At 58.1% G+C, this 17,142-nt stretch carries 16 protein-coding genes and 1 tRNA gene; 5 read left to right on the plus strand and 12 right to left on the minus strand.

Annotation, left to right across the window (positions count from 1 at the left end; genetic code table 11):
- Positions 1-166: 166 nt before the first annotated feature.
- Complete coding sequence (locus BUC26_RS01885; protein WP_073373122.1) at positions 167-454, plus strand: hypothetical protein; 288 nt, start codon at positions 167-169, stop codon at positions 452-454.
- A 468-nt stretch (positions 455-922) separates the two neighbouring features.
- Here the strand turns inward: BUC26_RS01885 and BUC26_RS01895 are convergent, their stop codons facing one another.
- Both BUC26_RS01895 and BUC26_RS01900 read right to left on the minus strand, forming a co-directional pair.
- Positions 923-1,273, minus strand: coding sequence for a hypothetical protein (locus BUC26_RS01895; RefSeq protein WP_073373124.1), 351 nt, complete (start codon positions 1,271-1,273; stop codon positions 923-925).
- Positions 1,270-1,464: a hypothetical protein gene (locus BUC26_RS01900; protein WP_073373125.1), complete on the minus strand. Its 195-nt coding sequence runs from the start codon at positions 1,462-1,464 to the stop codon at positions 1,270-1,272. Before BUC26_RS01900 ends, BUC26_RS01895 begins: the two co-directional genes overlap by 4 nt.
- Before the next feature lie 904 nt (positions 1,465-2,368).
- Between BUC26_RS01900 and BUC26_RS01905 the strand changes: the two genes are divergently transcribed.
- Complete coding sequence (locus tag BUC26_RS01905) at positions 2,369-3,103, plus strand: SDR family oxidoreductase (protein ID WP_073373126.1); 735 nt, start codon at positions 2,369-2,371, stop codon at positions 3,101-3,103.
- 26 nt (positions 3,104-3,129) lie between these two features.
- Here the strand turns inward: BUC26_RS01905 and BUC26_RS01910 are convergent, their stop codons facing one another.
- The 5 genes from BUC26_RS01910 to BUC26_RS01930 form a co-directional block, all read right to left on the minus strand.
- A complete protein-coding gene (locus BUC26_RS01910) occupies positions 3,130-3,558 on the minus strand; it encodes a hypothetical protein (RefSeq protein ID WP_073373127.1) in 429 nt (142 codons plus the stop codon).
- Between the two features lie 633 nt (positions 3,559-4,191).
- Positions 4,192-4,268 (minus strand) — tRNA-Met (locus BUC26_RS01915).
- A 183-nt stretch (positions 4,269-4,451) separates the two neighbouring features.
- Complete coding sequence (gene groL / locus BUC26_RS01920; protein WP_073373128.1) at positions 4,452-6,110, minus strand: chaperonin GroEL; 1,659 nt, start codon at positions 6,108-6,110, stop codon at positions 4,452-4,454.
- Positions 6,111-6,177: 67 nt separating this feature from the next.
- Entirely contained in the window at positions 6,178-6,465 is a 288-nt protein-coding gene (groES, locus tag BUC26_RS01925) for a co-chaperone GroES (RefSeq protein WP_073373129.1), read from the minus strand.
- A gap of 241 nt (positions 6,466-6,706) precedes the next feature.
- Positions 6,707-7,783, minus strand: a complete 1,077-nt coding sequence (locus tag BUC26_RS01930) for a branched-chain amino acid aminotransferase (protein ID WP_073373130.1) — start codon at positions 7,781-7,783, stop codon at positions 6,707-6,709.
- A gap of 139 nt (positions 7,784-7,922) precedes the next feature.
- Between BUC26_RS01930 and BUC26_RS01935 the strand changes: the two genes are divergently transcribed.
- Positions 7,923-9,044 (plus strand): AI-2E family transporter, encoded by a 1,122-nt coding sequence (locus BUC26_RS01935; protein WP_244155756.1) that lies wholly within the window; start codon positions 7,923-7,925, stop codon positions 9,042-9,044.
- 158 nt (positions 9,045-9,202) lie between these two features.
- On the opposite strand, the gene BUC26_RS01940 is transcribed toward BUC26_RS01935, so the two are convergent.
- The 3 genes from BUC26_RS01940 to BUC26_RS01950 form a co-directional block, all read right to left on the minus strand.
- Positions 9,203-10,408 carry a pyridoxal phosphate-dependent aminotransferase gene (locus tag BUC26_RS01940; RefSeq protein ID WP_073373131.1) on the minus strand — a complete coding sequence of 402 codons (1,206 nt, stop codon included), beginning with the start codon at positions 10,406-10,408 and terminating at the stop codon, positions 9,203-9,205.
- A gap of 234 nt (positions 10,409-10,642) precedes the next feature.
- A complete protein-coding gene (locus BUC26_RS01945) occupies positions 10,643-11,854 on the minus strand; it encodes an amidohydrolase family protein (protein ID WP_073373132.1) in 1,212 nt (403 codons plus the stop codon).
- 192 nt (positions 11,855-12,046) lie between these two features.
- Positions 12,047-12,955, minus strand: a complete 909-nt coding sequence (locus BUC26_RS01950) for a hypothetical protein (protein WP_073373133.1) — start codon at positions 12,953-12,955, stop codon at positions 12,047-12,049.
- A 164-nt stretch (positions 12,956-13,119) separates the two neighbouring features.
- Between BUC26_RS01950 and BUC26_RS01955 the strand changes: the two genes are divergently transcribed.
- On the plus strand, positions 13,120-14,184 hold the full coding sequence (locus BUC26_RS01955; RefSeq protein ID WP_073373134.1) for a uroporphyrinogen decarboxylase/cobalamine-independent methonine synthase family protein: 1,065 nt from the start codon (positions 13,120-13,122) through the stop codon (positions 14,182-14,184).
- A gap of 82 nt (positions 14,185-14,266) precedes the next feature.
- On the opposite strand, the gene BUC26_RS01960 is transcribed toward BUC26_RS01955, so the two are convergent.
- The gene (locus tag BUC26_RS01960; RefSeq protein WP_073373135.1) at positions 14,267-14,671 is read right to left on the minus strand and encodes a hypothetical protein; all 405 of its coding nucleotides are present in this window, start codon (positions 14,669-14,671) and stop codon (positions 14,267-14,269) included.
- A 288-nt stretch (positions 14,672-14,959) separates the two neighbouring features.
- Here BUC26_RS01960 and BUC26_RS01965 point away from each other — a divergent pair, with 288 nt between their 5' ends.
- Positions 14,960-15,367 (plus strand): hypothetical protein, encoded by a 408-nt coding sequence (locus tag BUC26_RS01965; protein WP_073373136.1) that lies wholly within the window; start codon positions 14,960-14,962, stop codon positions 15,365-15,367.
- Between the two features lie 235 nt (positions 15,368-15,602).
- Here the strand turns inward: BUC26_RS01965 and gnd are convergent, their stop codons facing one another.
- Complete coding sequence (gene gnd, locus BUC26_RS01970) at positions 15,603-17,057, minus strand: decarboxylating NADP(+)-dependent phosphogluconate dehydrogenase (protein WP_073373137.1); 1,455 nt, start codon at positions 17,055-17,057, stop codon at positions 15,603-15,605.
- Positions 17,058-17,142: the final 85 nt, after the last annotated feature.

Raw genomic sequence — 17,142 nt, forward strand, 5'->3', positions numbered from 1 at the left:
TGGGACCGGACTGTCACGTGCCAAAAACGGCGATAGTCTGCAGGACTGTGCAGCCGCGGTTTCAATCCAGCACCAACCGCCCTGCAGATGACAGCGATGGAGGGCAGTCTCCGGGCCTTGGAACACGGCCGAACTGCTTCCCGCTCCGGTTCCGGGCGCTACTCCCGTGAGTAAAGATAGCGCCAGTGCCGCGCAGCTGGATCATTTTCCCGAAGGCGGAATCAATGAGGCGGTCACCAGCGCCCTCGCCGATTCCGCCTGTCCCGTTCATCTGTTGGCGGAGACCAGAAAACCCCGGAGGGGCACACCGGACGAACTACTCGACTACGAGGGCATATCAACACCGCTGCTGATCGTGGAAAAGGTCCGGGAATTGCTGTCGGAACGCAATTACCTCCACTATCCGGGTTATCTGGTGAGTCGAGGCACGGCGGGTTGGCTCCCGAAGTCATGATTGCTGACCTGCGGAGAGAAAAACATGAGTCCATCAGCAGAAGGAGAACAAACGTATGAGTACCCCTGTCAATCATTGTCCCGGTTTTGAATCTTTCCGGAACCTGAAATCGTTTATCTGCACCTGCTCGCATTGTGGCGCTGAAAAGGAAATATTTTCCGACGAGTTCGACCGCGAGCATCGATGTAGTCAATGCCGGCAGAAAATCGACTTTGCCAAATGCGAGTATCGTGCCGGGGCCGAAGACAAAACACCGAGATAGATCACCTCAGATTTGCATCGCCGCCACAAACCTGAAGTGTGTGGCGTTCGCACCCGGGTCGCAAATCGGACGATGCGTGACCGATCCGCCGCAACCCCGTTCTGCCGGTCAACATCATACGTTTTAGCCGTCATCAGGGTGAACGGGCGAATCGACGTTGCCGCACCGGGTTCTGGAGAGCGGCAACGACTGCTGCCTGCTGGCCACTAATAGAGTTGTTCGGAGCCCACTTCCATCATGCCGAGAACAACGTTGATCAACGCGTTGAAAAGTAGACTCACGGCGCTGGAGAAACAGAAAACCGGAAGCAGCGATACCTGCTTTTTCCTCCGCCTTCTCAAATAATAAAAGAGCGCATTAAAGCCGGACACCATGATCCCGATAAAGATGACCATACCGACACCATAGCCAAACTTCAGTCCAATTCGGGACAGGCCAAGCGATCCCATCTGGACTTCCATGACATAGGGAAGTAACAGGTAACCGAGGGCGAAGTGGCCGAAAAGAATGAGCACTGCCATCAGCGTGTATATTGTCGAGCGTGGTTGTTGTATCATTTCAGCAATCCGTTACCCATGATCTTGTTCGGCTTCAGGCGACGCATCATCTCAATCATGAAGAGCAGCGGCACAACGTCCCCGAAGACAAATAAACCATCTGGAATTATTAATTTATATCCAGACGTCTGCACGCCCCCCCGGCCCCCGAACTCGTTAGAACGGTCATCTTTCATACTCCCGATGCCCATGATTTTCCTCCTGCTTTGTGTGCCGATATTTCATTGGATAGCCGCTCCAGCGCCTGTTCGCGGAGCATCCGGTGCCGCGATACGTGACAGTCCTGTTTCACCGGATGACATCCGGCTTTCCCGGAATCGTGCTGGGCTCGGCGACTGTGGTTGCCACACGATAAAATCGTGGACGAGTTTCACTCAGCCTCTTCAAGGATCTCAATGTGCTGGCGGATGTGACACTCACCATCACAACAGTCATAGCAGCCATCTTTTCGGAGCGGCTTTCCTGGAGCCACGCGGTTCCACCATCCAGCCGTGTACCGACTGAGTCGACTTCCGGGATACATGGTATACGGGAAGGATGAACAGAGACTGTCTCAGTGAGACTCTTGCAAGATATTTGCCACGTTTGCACAGGACTATTGTCGCTCGTCGCTCCCCAGCGGCGATCCCTTGAATGCCAGAAACCAAGGCGCGGGCCTGAACCGCCTGGGCAACCCGCTGTTCGGGCTACGGGGTATGCCGGGAAGGAGTCGGGACGATGGATATTTTGCCCAGGATTCACAGCCGTTATGGTGCGAAAATACGGTGCTGACCGGATAGCCGTAGCCACTTACAGGTGTTATCGGTGGAAAAATCACCGCAATGGCGACTGGTAATGGACGCTGAGACTCAGGGCGAATTGGCGGTGCTCTCGCAGAGCGCCAACAAGAGTCGGCTGCGGTTTCTTCCCTCCAGACATCACTTTTTCCCTCGACCCTGCTTTCAGCCAGAAAAGCCGGGTTGATAAGTTGTAGCGTCCAGCTTACCGTCATAGGTATTCGGATCGGAAATACGACCGATGGAATCCCAACATCCGACGTCTGAACCAGTCGATACGCCGGAATGATATACCAGCAAAAGCAGATGGAGGAACGACATGTCACCGCAGAGCAAACGTGTAGCATTGGTAACCGGTGCCAATCGAGGGATCGGCCTGGAGATTTCGAGGCAGTTGGCCAAACGCGACTATTCCGTGATTCTCGGCTGCCGAGATGAAGAGAAATGCAGGCAGGCTCAGCGGGAATTGACGGCTGTATCGCCCGATGTCTCTATCACCCGCCTCGATGTCAGCGATCCGACCTCGATCGTTGCCGCCGCAGAGAGGATCAGGGACCAGTTCCAAAGGCTCGACGTACTCGTCAACAATGCCGGCATCATGATCGACGGAGAGGCGGGCATACTGGACCTGCCGTTGACTCTGCTCCAGAACACCCTGGAAACAAATTCCTATGGCCCTTTACTGCTGAGCCAGAGCTGCCTACCGATCATGCGGACAAACGGATACGGCCGTATCGTCAACATCGCCAGCACGCTTGGAGCACTGACCGACATCGCGAGTCCGGAATCGTCTTCTTCGGCAATCAATTCCCCGGCCTACCGGCTGTCGAAAACGATGCTGAACGGAATTACCGCGCTGCTGGCCAGAGAACTGAAGGACGAAAACATTCTCGTCAATTCGGTCTGTCCCGGCTGGGTCAGAACAGATCTTGGCGGCCCGGCAGCGCCGCTGACGCCCGAACAGGCGGCGGAAACTCCGGTCTGGCTGGCAACTTTGCCGGACGATGGTCCGACCGGCGGTTTTTTCCGCGAGCACCAGCCGATTCCCTGGTGACCGCTGCGGTGATACAGGCTGCCTGGCTACCGGATGCTCGGGTCTCGGTCCATGATCTGCTTGAGTTTGCGCTGATAGTTGGTGTTTTTCTTCGTGGCCAGCCCGAGCAATTCCCTGACCTGAAGAACCTTTTCGGCCGTTTCATGCTCGATCGCCACGGTCTGCATCGCCAGATCAGCGATACGGACTTCACCATATTCCACTCGGCATGACCCGACCAGGTAGAGAAACCGCTGTTTCCGCACCGGTACGAGCCTGATGCCAGAACACGATGGTAGTATCTCCCGTATCAACTTCCATTCGTCGATCATCGTTTCTGCGCCAAGGTCGGGTAAATCGAGTGACAGTGCGGGAAAAAGCTGACCATTCAATACGTTTGACTGGAGAGGAAAGGAGAGTTTGAACCGCGGCTTCCATAGTTCGAGCGGTCCAAGAGTTTCGAGAAGCGACTTCATTTCCAGCCGGCTATCCCGTATTTTCACGCTGCTCGAGACGTCTGTTCTCGTGACCAGATAGGTATCGCTACTCTTCCTGATCGTGGGGGATGATTCCTATCGACGGATCCGGCCGGCAACGACTGTCAGATCGTGGTCGAATATGCGAAACTCGTAGCGTGCGATGATTGTATCCTCGTCGGAACCGATGTTCATAGCAGAACGATGCCTCCCGGCACAACTGCTTATTCATTTCAATTCAATTATCTCGCCGGCATACCGATTGACGCCCGAACACGTCGGTCTGGAAAAATTATAGCAAGAAAGCCGATTTGCACACTGCCCTGCAACGGAATGCACCCCGGTTGAAGAGCGTTCCTCCACCTTGATCTCAAGCAATAAAACCGTGTACATCACCGACTATGAAATCGTCCATGGAATCCGAGGAGGAGATGGCCGAGTCGGCAGGACTGCTGCTTCGGCAATCGATCTGCCGGGAGCGCCAGCTTGCCACGGCAAGTTCTTCTACAAGATGGGATAGATACCGATCATTGCAAGAAAAAAGCGCTGATGTACCAGGTTTACACACCTGGATACTCCAGCGCTCTATACTGAATAACCCTCCGTAATGATACCGGAGGATTATGGTCTTGATGGTGGCGATGCAGGGACTTGAACCCCGGACTCTGCGGATATGAGCCGCATGCTCTGACCAGCTGAGCTACATCGCCATTGTGCAAAGGTCACAATTGATACATCATCGAGTTTTTTGTGTCAACCATTTCTTGGCCGGAGGGCCTGTTTCTGGCCGGAACCGGACCCCATGGCGGCAGAAAACAAAACAGGGGGACCGCACAAGCGATCCCCCTGGGGTTACAACATCCGGGTGAAACCGGAGGAACTGCGGGAGGTCATTACATCATGCCGCCCATTCCTCCCATGCCGCCCATACCGCCCATACCGCCCGGAGGCATACCGCCGCCGCTATTGTCCTTCTCGTCCGGAACCTCGGCGATGACTGCCTCGGTGGTCAGCATCATGCCTGCTACCGAAGCGGCGTTCTGCAAGGCAGTACGGGTCACCTTGGCAGGATCGATGACACCGGCCTCGATCAGATCGCCATATTCTTCGGTTGCCGCATTGAAGCCGTTGGCGCCTTTAAGGTTCTTGACATGCTCAACAACGATGGAACCTTCATGACCGGCGTTGTTGGCTATCTGGCGAATCGGCTCTTCCAGGGCGCGCAGCAACAGTTTCTTACCGATTGCTTCCTCGCCTTTGAGATCCAGCGCCTGCAGAGCTTCCAGGCAACGGATATAGGCTACGCCGCCACCGGGTACCACGCCTTCTTCGACGGCTGCCCTGGTTGCATTCAGCGCATCTTCGACGCGAGCTTTCTTCTCTTTCATCTCAACTTCGGTAGCTGCACCGACGTTGATCACGGCAACGCCGCCGATCAGCTTGGCCAACCGCTCCTGCAGTTTCTCGCGATCGTAATCGGAGGTGGTGTCCTCGATCTGGGCGCGAATCTGCTTGACACGGGCGGCGATCTGCTCTTTCGAGCCGGAACCGTCGATGATGGTGGTGTTGTCCTTGTCGACGACGATCCGCTTGGCAGTGCCGAGGTCGTTGATGGTGATGTTCTCCAGCTTGATTCCGAGATCCTCGGTTACGACCTGGCCGCCGGTCAGAATAGCGAGATCCTGCAGCATTGCCTTGCGCCGATCACCGAAACCCGGAGCCTTGACGGCGGCAACGTTGAGGGTGCCGCGCAGTTTGTTGACTACCAGGGTCGCCAGCGCTTCGCCTTCGACATCCTCGGCGACGATGAACAGACCCTTGCCCATCTTCGCAACGGACTCGAGGATCGGCAGCAGGTCCTTCATGCTGGATATCTTCTTCTCGACGAGCAACAGGTATGGGTCGTCCATGGCGACTTCCATACGCTCCGGATCGGTAACAAAATACGGAGACAGGTAACCGCGGTCAAACTGCATACCCTCGACAACTTCCAGGGTGGTCTCCATCGATTTGGCTTCCTCGACGGTGATGACACCCTCTTTGCCGACCTTGTCCATGGCCTCGGCGATGATATTGCCAATGGTCTCGTCGCTGTTGGCCGAGATGGTTCCGACCTGAGCAATCTCTTTCTGCTCTTTGGTCGGAGTGGCGATCTCTTTCAGTTTTTTAACGACGACCTCGACCGATTTATCGATACCGCGCTTGATTTCCATCGGGTTGTTGCCGGCGGCTACCAGTTTGGCGCCTTCGGTGTAGATGGCCTGAGCCAGAACGGTTGCCGTGGTGGTACCGTCACCGGCAACATCCGAGGTCTTGGAAGCGACTTCCTTGACCATCTGGGCGCCCATATTCTCGAACTTGTCTTTCAGCTCGATCTCTTTAGCGACGGTAACGCCGTCCTTGGTAATAGTCGGAGCACCGAATGATTTCTCGATCAGCACATTGCGGCCTTTCGGCCCGAGGGTTACCTTGACGGCATTTGCCAGGGTATTAACGCCGGCGAGTATCTTCTCGCGGCCTTTGACACCGAATTTAATCTCTTTTCCTGCCATTGGACTTCTCCTTTATCTTTTCAAGCATTTAAGTACGGTTAAAACAATGATTTCCAGGGAAACACTGTTATTCCACGATTCCCAGGACGTCATCCTCACGCATGATCAGATAGTCCTCGCCGTCAAGCTTCACATCAGTGCCGCCATATTTGGAGAACAGGACGACATCTCCTGCTTTGACCTGCAGAGCTACGCGCTCTCCGGAATCGTTGACTTTACCCGGACCGACCGCAACTACTTTGCCCTGAGCCGGTTTTTCTTTTGCACTGTCGGGGATGATGATGCCACCGGCGGTTTTCTCTTCCTCCTCAAGTCTCTGAACAAGAAGGCGGTCATTCAACGGACGAATTTTCATTGCTTCCTCCTATACTGCTTCGATCTATAATGTTTGTATTTACCGGGACCGTCTCGCCCGAACAGGCATGGTCCCGCTCGATGCGCCCACGAACCGGGGCTGTCTCAGAACAGGGCAAACTATAGGAGTGGATAAACAAAAATCAAGGGGCGTCGGTATTTTTTTTCCGGCGCCCCGTATGGTCAACTATCTTCCCGGATTTTCGTTCAGAGAGAGGATCGACAGCGGCACGCAAGCAGACTCAGCCGACCCGCATCGTCCACTTGAAAGGATCTTCGCTGCGGCCGTACTGGATCGCCTGCAATTCTTCAAACAAACGCTCGGCCAACGGCCCGGCTTCACCCCGGTTGATCGGATAACCGGTGTCATCGCAGAACAGTTCACCGACCGGCGATATGACCGCAGCGGTCCCGGTGGCGAACGACTCTTTGAGCGTTCCATCCTGCGAGGCGGCAAGCACTTCGTCGATGGTTACCGGCCGCTCTTCCACCTTGATATCCCAGCTCCGGGCCAGCTTGATCACCGAGTCCCTGGTGATACCGCCGAGGATAGAGCCACCCAGCGGCGGGGTGACCAACGTGTCGTCGAGCATAAAGAAAATATTGCTGGTACCAACCTCTTCGACATAACGTCGCTCGCAGGCATCGAGCCAGAGAACCTGCGTATATCCGGCCTTATTGGCCATTTCGTAAGCGAGCAGCGAGGCGGCATAATTCCCGGCGGTCTTGACTTCGCCCACGCCGCCCTTGACCGCCCGGACATAATCACGGCAGACGAAGATCTTAGTCGGGCTGAAACCGCCCGCATAATACGAGCCGACCGGGCTCATGATCAGATAAAAGATGTAGTTGTCCGCCGGCTTGAGACCGAGAAACGGATCGACTCCGATCATTGTCGGCCGCAGGTAGAGCGACGCACCGTTTGCCTCCGGGATCCAGTCGCGGTCGAGATAGACGAGCGCCTTGAGGCCCTGGAGGATCAAATCGACCGGGAACCGCGGCATGCTCATGCGAACCGCACCCCGGTTCATTCGCTCCAGGTTATCGAGGGGGCGGAACAGGTATATCTGTCCATTGTCTCCGCGATAGGCCTTGAGGCCCTCGAAAATGGCCTGGCCATAATGGAGAACCGTTGCCGCCGGATCCATCTCGAAAGGCTGATACGAGCAGATCCTGGCCTGCTGCCAGCCCTGTTCTCGATTCCAGTCCATGCGGAACATGTGGTCGGTGAAATGCCTGCCGAAGCCGAGTTCTTCAACCGCCGGTTTGGGTTTGGGCGTCTCCGTCTTCTCCAGCGAAATATCAATATCTTTCCACATGATACCGTCTCCATGCACGAGGAATTTTGCTTTTTAATTGAATCCTGCCGGTTTATACTGTACCAGTAGCGACAGACCTTACGGGCTACCAAAATAACTCAGCACGATTGCTAAATGCAAACACAATCGCGCTGTACAGATGCCGACACGCTGTGCCAACACCATGACCGACCAGATCGCCCGGCACCACTATCCGACCAACGGACCAAGTCCGATGCAGGTTCGCTATTTCCTGCTGGTGCTGCTGGTGTCCCTGTTTTTCCTCGGCCGGGTCCTCTTTCCGTTCTGGTCGATACTGGTGCTTGCTTTTCTGCTCTCCAGTTTTTTCCGGCCGATCTATTTATTCCTCGAGCGGTGGCTGCCGGCGACCCTGGCCTCGATCCTGACCTGTCTGCTGATCACCGCCATTGTCTTCGTCCCCCTGGTCTTCTTCGTCGGCGCTCTATCCAACGAGGCTCTGACCGTTTACCAATGGGGCCGGGACAGCCGAGTCTGGCTGAAACTTCAGATTCTGATCCAGGAGAGTCCGCTGATCGGTCAATCCCAGAAGTACCTCGGTGAAATCGGTATCGACTTCGATGCCTCGCAGATTTCCGACACCCTGTCGGCCTTCGTCAAGGTCGCCGGGCTGATGCTCTACAATCAGGCTAGTTCCTGGGCTGCCAATATCATGCAATTCCTGTTTCTTTTCGTGATGATGATCCTGGCCATCTTCTTCCTACTGATCGACCTGCCGCGCCTGATCGATTTTTTGATCCGGATGTCGCCGCTGCCCGACGAAGAGGACCGGCTTCTGGTGAAAAAATTCGAGCAGATCGCCTCCGCGGTGTTGAAAGGCAACGGCATTTGCGGTCTGCTGCAGGGCGTCCTCGGCGGTGCAATGTTCTCGATTCTCGGTCTCAACTCACCGATCCTCTGGGGCTTTATCATGGGGATTCTGGCCTTCCTGCCGATCTTCGGCATCGGCCTGGTGTTGATCCCGGCTTCAATCATTCTCGCCTTCAACGACCGGATCACCGCCGGTATTTTCCTGTTTTGTTTTTATCTCGCCCTGTCCCTGCCCGTTGAATACCTGCTCAAACCGAAACTTGTCGGCGACCAGGTAAAGATGCATACCCTGCTGGTATTTCTCTCCATTATCGGCGGACTGAGTGTCTACGGCATCCTCGGCATCATCTACGGGCCGATCATCGTTACCGCCTTTCTGACCCTGTCCGAGATCTACCTGAAAAAATACGATTATTACGTGCAGAACTTCTAGACTGACGCAGCCTTCCGCACTTTCGGCCGAACCGCCCGGTACCGAAAACACCTGAAAGAATCGGTCAGGCGCTCCCTCTTTGTGTTATGCGAGGAACTGAGCACCTGCCCGAATCATCGCCGGCGGTCAGCCGGCACGGTCTTCCCGGTAGCTTTGTCCTATCCCTCAAGAAACGCTTTGAGGCGCCGCAACCCTTCTTCGATATCGTCGACTCCGATACCTGAATAAGCCAGCCGCAGGAAAAAGCGGTCTTCTCCCGGCAGCGGCGTACCGAAGTGCGAGCGGGCACACATCGACACCCCGGTTTCCTGGAGAATCGTGGACAAAAAGGCCTGATAGGCGGTAAAGCCCTTGTTGGCCATGGCAGCGGTGACATCCGGCCAGAGATAAAAGGTCGCATCCGGGCGATAGCAGGTAACCCCTTCGATATCATTGAGCAGATCGACACAGCAGTCGCGTCGTCGTTGCAACTCGGCGAGGATCTCCTGAACCGGCTGCTGATCACCGGTCAACGCCTCGACAGCCGCCCACTGGACGAAATGATTGGCACACGATTCGTCGTTGACATTCATCTTGCCGATGATGCTGATGATCTCTTTCGGCCCGAGCGCCGCCCCGAGACGCCAGCCGGTCATCGCGAAGCGCTTGGAAAACGTATAGAGAATGACACTGCGTTCTTCCATGCCAGGCTCGGAGACAATCGACGTCGACCGGCCGTCGTAGTGAATGTCGAAATAAGCCTCATCGAGCAGCACGATCAAATCGTGACGGACGGCAAGTTCGGCAATCCGCCGCCGGTCTTCGGCGCTGCATTCGGCACTGGTCGGATTGTGCAGGTCGTTGACGATCAGGAGTCTGGTCCGCTCGTTGATCGATGCTTCCAGGCCATCGATATCGAACGTGAAGTTGGTCTCCCCCGGCACGACACCATAGGGCACCGCCACGCCCCCATGAAACTGAATCTGCGATTCATAGATCGGAAAACCCGGATTCGGGTAGAGGACCTCGTCGCCGGGATTCATCAGCGCCAACAGAAACTTGGCGATGACCGGCTTACCGCCGGGCTGGATGGCGACATGATCGGCGGTGTAAGAGGTGCCGCGCGTCCGCCGGAAATCCTCGGCCAGCGCCTCACGAAGTTCGGGAATACCGACACTGGGGGTGTAGCCGGTTTTGCCGGCCCGCAGCGCTCGACACGCCGCTTCACCGATATGGGGCGGCGTCGCCAAATTCATATCACCGAGGTGAAACGGAAATACCCGATTGCCGGCCGCCGCATGTGCCGCCGCATGTGCCGCCACCAGAAAGGCTGTCTCCACTCCGAGCCTGTCGACCCTATCGGCCAGACGATAGCGCTCTTTCATAGTTATTCTCTCTCCCTGTACTGCGTAATCAGCTCTCGTCCCCATTGCGACAAAGCCATTGCCGACCAGCCGCTCAGAGCCTATGCAGGTAGCTGCCGGCCGACGAGGACCCGTCAACCAGCTGCGGTTTTAACCGAATTCTGGGCATCAGGCAAGTCCCGGTAGCGCCGAGCAGGCCGGCTGGGCACTCCTGTGCGGTGACCATGGCGGCCGAAATCGCGACAAGAGCGCCCCTCACCGGCGATAGGCGGCGGCCGGTCGACCGCCGAGATAGATTGCTTCAAGATAGGATAGTTTACGCGGCAGTTGGGCCGGGGTGCCGCGAGTCACCAGAAAGTTGGCCGGCCTGGCGCGGGCGATGCGCCCCCATTGCCGCTCCACGCCGAGCAGTGCGGCGTTTTCTTCGGTGGCGCAACGGATCGCTTCCTCAAGTCGGTAGCCGGCCTTGATCAGTAGTTTCATCTCCTCGACCACCGCCTCGCCATGGAGCACCCCGGCGCTGCCGGCATCGGTCCCGAGAGCCACCCGGACCCCGCACTGGCGGGCGAAGGCAACCTGCTCGAGCTGATGGTCAAGCGTCTTTTCGATCACCCGCCGGTCGGCCATACCGCGATAGGCGTCAGCATGGTCTCCATAAGCCTTCATCGTGTACATCGTCGGCACCCAGAAGATGCCGCGCTCCGCCATCAGTTCCAGGTTCTCCCGGCCCATGAAATAGCCGTGCTCCACGGAATCGCAGCCGGCATCGAGCGCCGCCCGAACCGGCAGCCGACCATTGGCATGCACCATGACCTTTTTGCCCTGAGCGTGGGCTCGGGCGACCAGCGCTGCAAGTTCGGCGGTGCTGAACTGAGGCCTTGTTTCCCGGCCGAATTCGTGGAGACTGTTCAGCCCGGAGTTGACGACTTTGACCTGGTCTACCTGCTGCCCATCCTGTTCCCAACGCTCGACCAAGGTCTCCGTTTCGATGGGTCGGCCGCCGATCAGGCTGCCGTAGCGTCCCTGGCGGAAATAGGCCTGACCGGACCGCTTGATCAGCACCTCGCCGTCGCCCGCCCGCTCCTGGCGATAATCCACAAGGCAGCCGAGGCGGTCGCCCCCGTCCCGCACCACCAGCACCCCGTGGCCAAAAAGTTGTCGCAGGTGTTCTTCGATCACGCCGTACAGCTGATGGCAGCCGGCACGCTGTTGCGCTTGCCGGACAGTCTGATCGATACTGCCACTCATGCAAAGATGCAGGTGACTATCGAGCAACGGTGGGACAACGGTGCAATGCGACAGGTCGGTCAAGCGGGCCGGATCGGGGAAATCCGCTCCGTCTGCCGGCGAGATGGCATCAACCAGGCCGTCGCTGACGATCAGCAACTGCCGGCGCCGCGCCTTGTCGCCGCTCCCATCGATCAGCCAGCCGGCAAGGATATAGTGGGACAGTTCGCTGTCGGTCATCGCTTCACTCCCGGGGAGCTTGAAAAGCTCGAAATTTCGTTCAAAATCAAGGCACGCAAGAAAATTTTACCGCAGGCATAGATGATATTCCGAGGTTAGAATTTGATTGCGCAAGGATGAGATGGAGCGAAATGGCAATTTTTCAAGATTCCCTCCCATTGACGGACTCTGGCCGGCCGGCGCTTCAACCGGTCAGGAGAGAGTGCGCAGCAGTCGTTCCAGGTCGGCATCGACATCGAACCGGCCATACTCGCTCTGGCGTTGCGGCTCGCCCGGCGGCGGCTCGAGGCGTAACGCGTCAAAGATCAACTCGTCGAGCAGCGCCAGCTCCCGGCACACCATTTCTTCCGAGTCCGGCGGCACCGGGTAGCGCTGCATCAGCAATAGCTCGAGACCGTATTGTTCGCTTTTTCGGGCAAAGGCTTCGACCTCGTGCAACGTCTTGAGCGTATGCCGCCGCTTTTCGAAGAGATAGTGCTCCAGGTCGATGCCGGCCGGCTTTCCACCGGCCAGCGTGACCAGCAGTTCAAAGAGCGCACCGAACCGCTCCAGCCGAGCCCCTGACCAGCGCACCAGCGTGCAGAACAGCTCGCTCGCCGAGGTGGAGAGGCGCACCTTGCTGCGCCGCAACAGGGTGCGGGCCGCCAGCAGCTGGTCATCGCCGAGCGTTTCCTGCAAAGCCGTACAGAGCCGGTCGTCAAGCTGCCGATCGAGAGCAAGCCGGTTGAGAAGCTGCCGGACAGGCACCCGGTCGAAGGGCAGATCCACGGTAATCGCCGCGTCTGCAACCGAGATCGGCACCGATTCCCGACACTGATCGAGTCGCTCGGCTAGAGCGGCAACGCCGACCTTATCGATATCGGCGGCACACAAAAACACTTCGACGTCCCGACGCAATTGCTCGCTCGGTGAAAAAATCAGATGCAGTAGCGGTTCATGGGCGTCGTGCTCCACATCCCGTAACACCTCCTTGAGGTCGGCAGCATCCAAACCATAGGCCGACTCGGCAAACTCCCCTATCTGACGATCCACGACCAACCCGCCATCCAGATGACGCAGCAGGCACTGGAGCAATTCTTCATGGTGCTCGTTATCGGCCATTGATATGCAATCTCCCTTGCTGGTTGAACTGACGGGGCTCTGTCTGCAAGACAGCGCCCCAATAGTACGGTATACTATAATAACAACGCTCCGAGATGCAGGCGACTTCGCCATGTTTTTTTGGACCAGCGCCGCCGTCTCGGCCACCCTCCGGAGGTTCGCCGATGTTTACTCCCGCCTGCCTGCCGATTCTGATCGGCAGCCTGCCGCTCACCGATCACCACCAGGCATTGCATCAGATACTGGCCACCACTCCCGATATTCCGCTCTGGCCGCAATTACCGAAAAACCCGCAGGAGGGAATGCTCCGCCAATTTCTCGACGGATACCCGGGACTGACCGAAGAGGACGGCCATTTCTGGATCGCCACGGACCGGCCGTCCTTTGCCGAGGAGACGACGTGCTTCTACGAAGATGTGCTGCGCAGCACAGACACCGCCGAACTGCCGGAAGAGTCGCGCTTTTCGCTCAACGAACAAACGGCATGCGGTTTTTTTGTCCTGCGCGAGACCCTGCCCCGCCTCGATCGTCTGCCGCTGTCCGTCAAAGGCCAGGTGACCGGCCCGATCACCTGCGGCATCGGCGTCAAGGATCAGCACGGCACACCGCTCTTTTACGACGACAGTCTGCGCGACATGCTGATCAAACTGCTCAGCCTGAAAGCCCGCTGGCAGGTCGAACAGCTGCGTCCCTGGTGCCGGGAAACGGGACCGCTGCTGTTCATCGACGAACCGGGAATGGTCAGTTACGGTTCGACAGCCTTTTCCGGCATCTCCCGCGAAGCAGTTTGCTCATCGATGGCGGAGGTGATCGCGGCCATCAAGGGCAGCGGCGGCTTGGCCGGCATTCACATCTGTGCCAACGGCGACTGGGCGCCGGCGCTGCAATCGGAGGCGGACATCATCAGCTTCGACGCCTTTTCCTATTTCGACAACCTCATCCTCTACCGGGTGGAACTGCTCGCCTTTCTCAGGCGCGGCGGTATCCTCGCCTGGGGTATCGTACCGACCGGTGACCCCCTTGCGGTCGCCGCCGCCACCGAGGAAGACCTGCTGGCGCGCTGGCGGGAGCAGGTAGGCCGGGTCAGCGCCCTCGGCTTTGCCGCCGACCGGCTGCAGGCGCAAACCCTCATTGCCCCGGCCTGCGGCACCGGGTCGCTGTCCCCGCAACTGGCCGAGCACGTCCTTCAACTGACCGGCGCCCTGGCCCGGCGCATCAGAGGCGAATAGGCCGGCAAAGCGCACCCGCGGCGGCACGGGTGGAGAGGAACTGCAACGTTTCATGTTTCGTTGCGGTATTACGCCGCGGCACTCAATACAACAATCGATGCCGCAGCTCCCGCGGCAGGTGGGCGGCCACAGCCGCCAGCAGGAATGCGGCGCACACTGCCGGTACGGCCGGCAGCAACCGATGATAGGCCGCCCCGAGCAGCAGCAGTTTCACCAGCGTGCTCACACCCGCCAGCTCACGGTACCATTGCCGATGGCGCAGCGATTCCGTCCCGGTCAACAGCACTCCGCTGAGTACCGCCAGCCAGAAATAGAAAGCCGGCGGCCCGGCCGGCCAGGAGAGCAGAAACGAAGCGAGGACAACACCGCCGCCAACCTGATGGACAGCTCTGATTGCCACCGATCCCAGCAAGACCCAATAAGGGCGATCGCCGATCCGCCCGCAGGCCGACGCACTACCGGCGCCCTGTTGCTTCCCTGCAACCATAAATCCCTCCGCTTCGTCGTCTCCGTTACCCCGCACGCCGGCGAGGCCGGAGCCGGTTTGTGTCCCTCTGTGATACTCCGGCCAGCTCAGCTATGCCAGCCTTTTTCAAAGAGTTGCCGGCCACTGGAAAAAATGCGCTGGACGGCGGGCATTTTCAGTTTGGGTGATTACTGTTTGCACCAGGTCGAGCCGGCAACGTCGGCCCGGTCGCATTACCCGTCATTTCCCCGTGCATGTGCCTCCGGCGCCCCCAGCGGTTGCCGATCACCTCAAGCAAGGAGGACGGACATGGCCCAGTCTTACACCTCATGCAACGCCGTGGGCGGAAGAATCAGAAGCCGTTGTTCCCGCTGCCAGAAAGTGACGTTCATCGAAGTCGCTCCCGGGACCAGGAAAAAAATCGTGCGCTGCTCCTGCGGAAAATCATGCGCCTACCTCATCAATTATCGCCAAACGTCAAGGACTTCCTCTTCAATCAGGGCGCAAGCGATCCTGGCCAACGCCAGAGAGACCAAGATCCAGGTCTGTGACACATCCAGTGACGGCATCGGATTTCTTGTCCCGATCGAGCACCGCCTGTCACTGCACCGGGGCGACGAGGTCCAGATCAAATATCGGGGCGGCGGCGCGCTGGCGCAACGCAAGCTGTTGATCAAAAATATCAACGGCGCCCGGATCGGTGGCCGATATACCTGAACCGGCTCCGCGTTACCTCACAGCGACAGCGAGCCTCGCGACAGCTACCGCAAGACCACCGGCAGAAACTAACGGCGCTGGCGGCGGACCAACTGCAGTACGAGGCGGTAAACGTCAGGTTTTCGTGAAACCTTGAGTTCTGAGCTACCTCGCTCTCTCTCCGGCTAGTGCGCTACGGCCCGACCAGCTTGCAACGATGGCATCCTTAATTCGTTAAGATTCCGGGTCATAGACCTCAACGGGAATAGGCGGTCGACGTCGTGGCACCACCGCTGCCGGTCCAGTCCGTGTGAAAAAATTCGCCGCGCGGCCGGTCGACCCGCTCATAGGTATGCGCCCCGAAATAGTCGCGCTGAGCCTGCAACAGGTTGGCCGGCAGACGTACCGAACGCAAACTGTCGAAATAGGCGAGGGCCGCCGACAGGCAGGGCACCGGCACACCATGCATCGCGGCAATGCCGACAACGGTCCGCAGATCGGCCTGGGCCTTGTTGATGCGGTCGCTGAAATAGGGAGCGAACAGCAGGTTCTCCAGCTCCGCTTCCTGCCGGTAGGCGTCGGCGATATGATCGAGAAAGACCGAGCGGATGATGCAGCCGCCCCGCCAGATGCTTGCTATCGACGCGAAATCGAGCTGCCAGCCGTATTCCTGCGACGCATTTTGCAGCAGTGCGAACCCTTGGGCGTAGGAAATGATCTTGGCACAATAGAGGGCCTGCTCAAGTGCTGCGACGAGTTGTTGCCGATCACCGGAAAACGGCAGTTCAGGCCCGCGCAGGATGTCGGCAGCCCGGCGACGGTCATCGACCCGGGCGGAAATGCAGCGGGCAAAAACCGACTCGCTGATCAGCGACAAGGTGATGCCCTGTTCCAGCGCCGAGACCACCGTCCACTTGCCGGTCCCCTTCTGACCGGCGGCATCCAGAATGGTATCGACCACCGGCACTCCGTCTTCATCCCGATAGCCGAGGATATCGGCGGTAATCTCGATCAGGTAACTGCTCAAATCGGCCTTGTTCCAGTCCGCGAAGATTGCCTGCATCTGGTCGCATCCGAGACCGAGAAGCTGCCGCATGATCTGGTACGACTCGCCGATCAACTGCATATCGCCGTACTCGATGCCGTTGTGCACCATTTTTACGAAGTGTCCGGCGCCGTCGCCGCCCATCCAGGCGCAGCACGGTTCGTTGTCGCCGGCCCGCGCCGCTATGGCGGTAAAGATCGGCTCGACCAGAGGCCAGGCCGAGCGCTCGCCGCCGGGCATGATCGACGGCCCGTGCAGCGCGCCTTCTTCACCGCCCGATACGCCGGTGCCGATAAAACGCAGTCCGCGCTCGCGCAACTCCCGATCGCGACGGATGGTGTCAAGATAGTGAGAGTTACCGCCGTCGATAACGATATCGCCTTCATCGAGATACTCCAGCAGCTGCTCGATAAAGCTGTCGACAGGCGGCCCTGCCTTGAGCATCAGCATGATCCTGCGAGGCCTCTGCAGGGCCTCGACAAAGGAGCCGACCGTCTGATGACCGCTGATCGATTTGCCCCTTCCCCGACCGGCCAGAAAGGCATCGACCTTGGCGGAAGTCCGGTTGTAAACGGCCACCGAAAAACCTTTATCGGCCATGTTCAGCACCAGGTTCTCCCCCATCACGGCAAGCCCGGCAACACCTATCTGTGCCTGTTTTTCCATTGTCCCGCTCCTCGGTGATCGTTATCGGCAATCTGTGCGCCGGCTCCATTTGGAGTCGGCACCTGGCAGCATGATAATTGCGTGA

The organism is Desulfofustis glycolicus DSM 9705 (assembly GCF_900130015.1).
GTDB classification, from domain to species: Bacteria; Desulfobacterota; Desulfobulbia; order Desulfobulbales; family Desulfocapsaceae; genus Desulfofustis; species Desulfofustis glycolicus.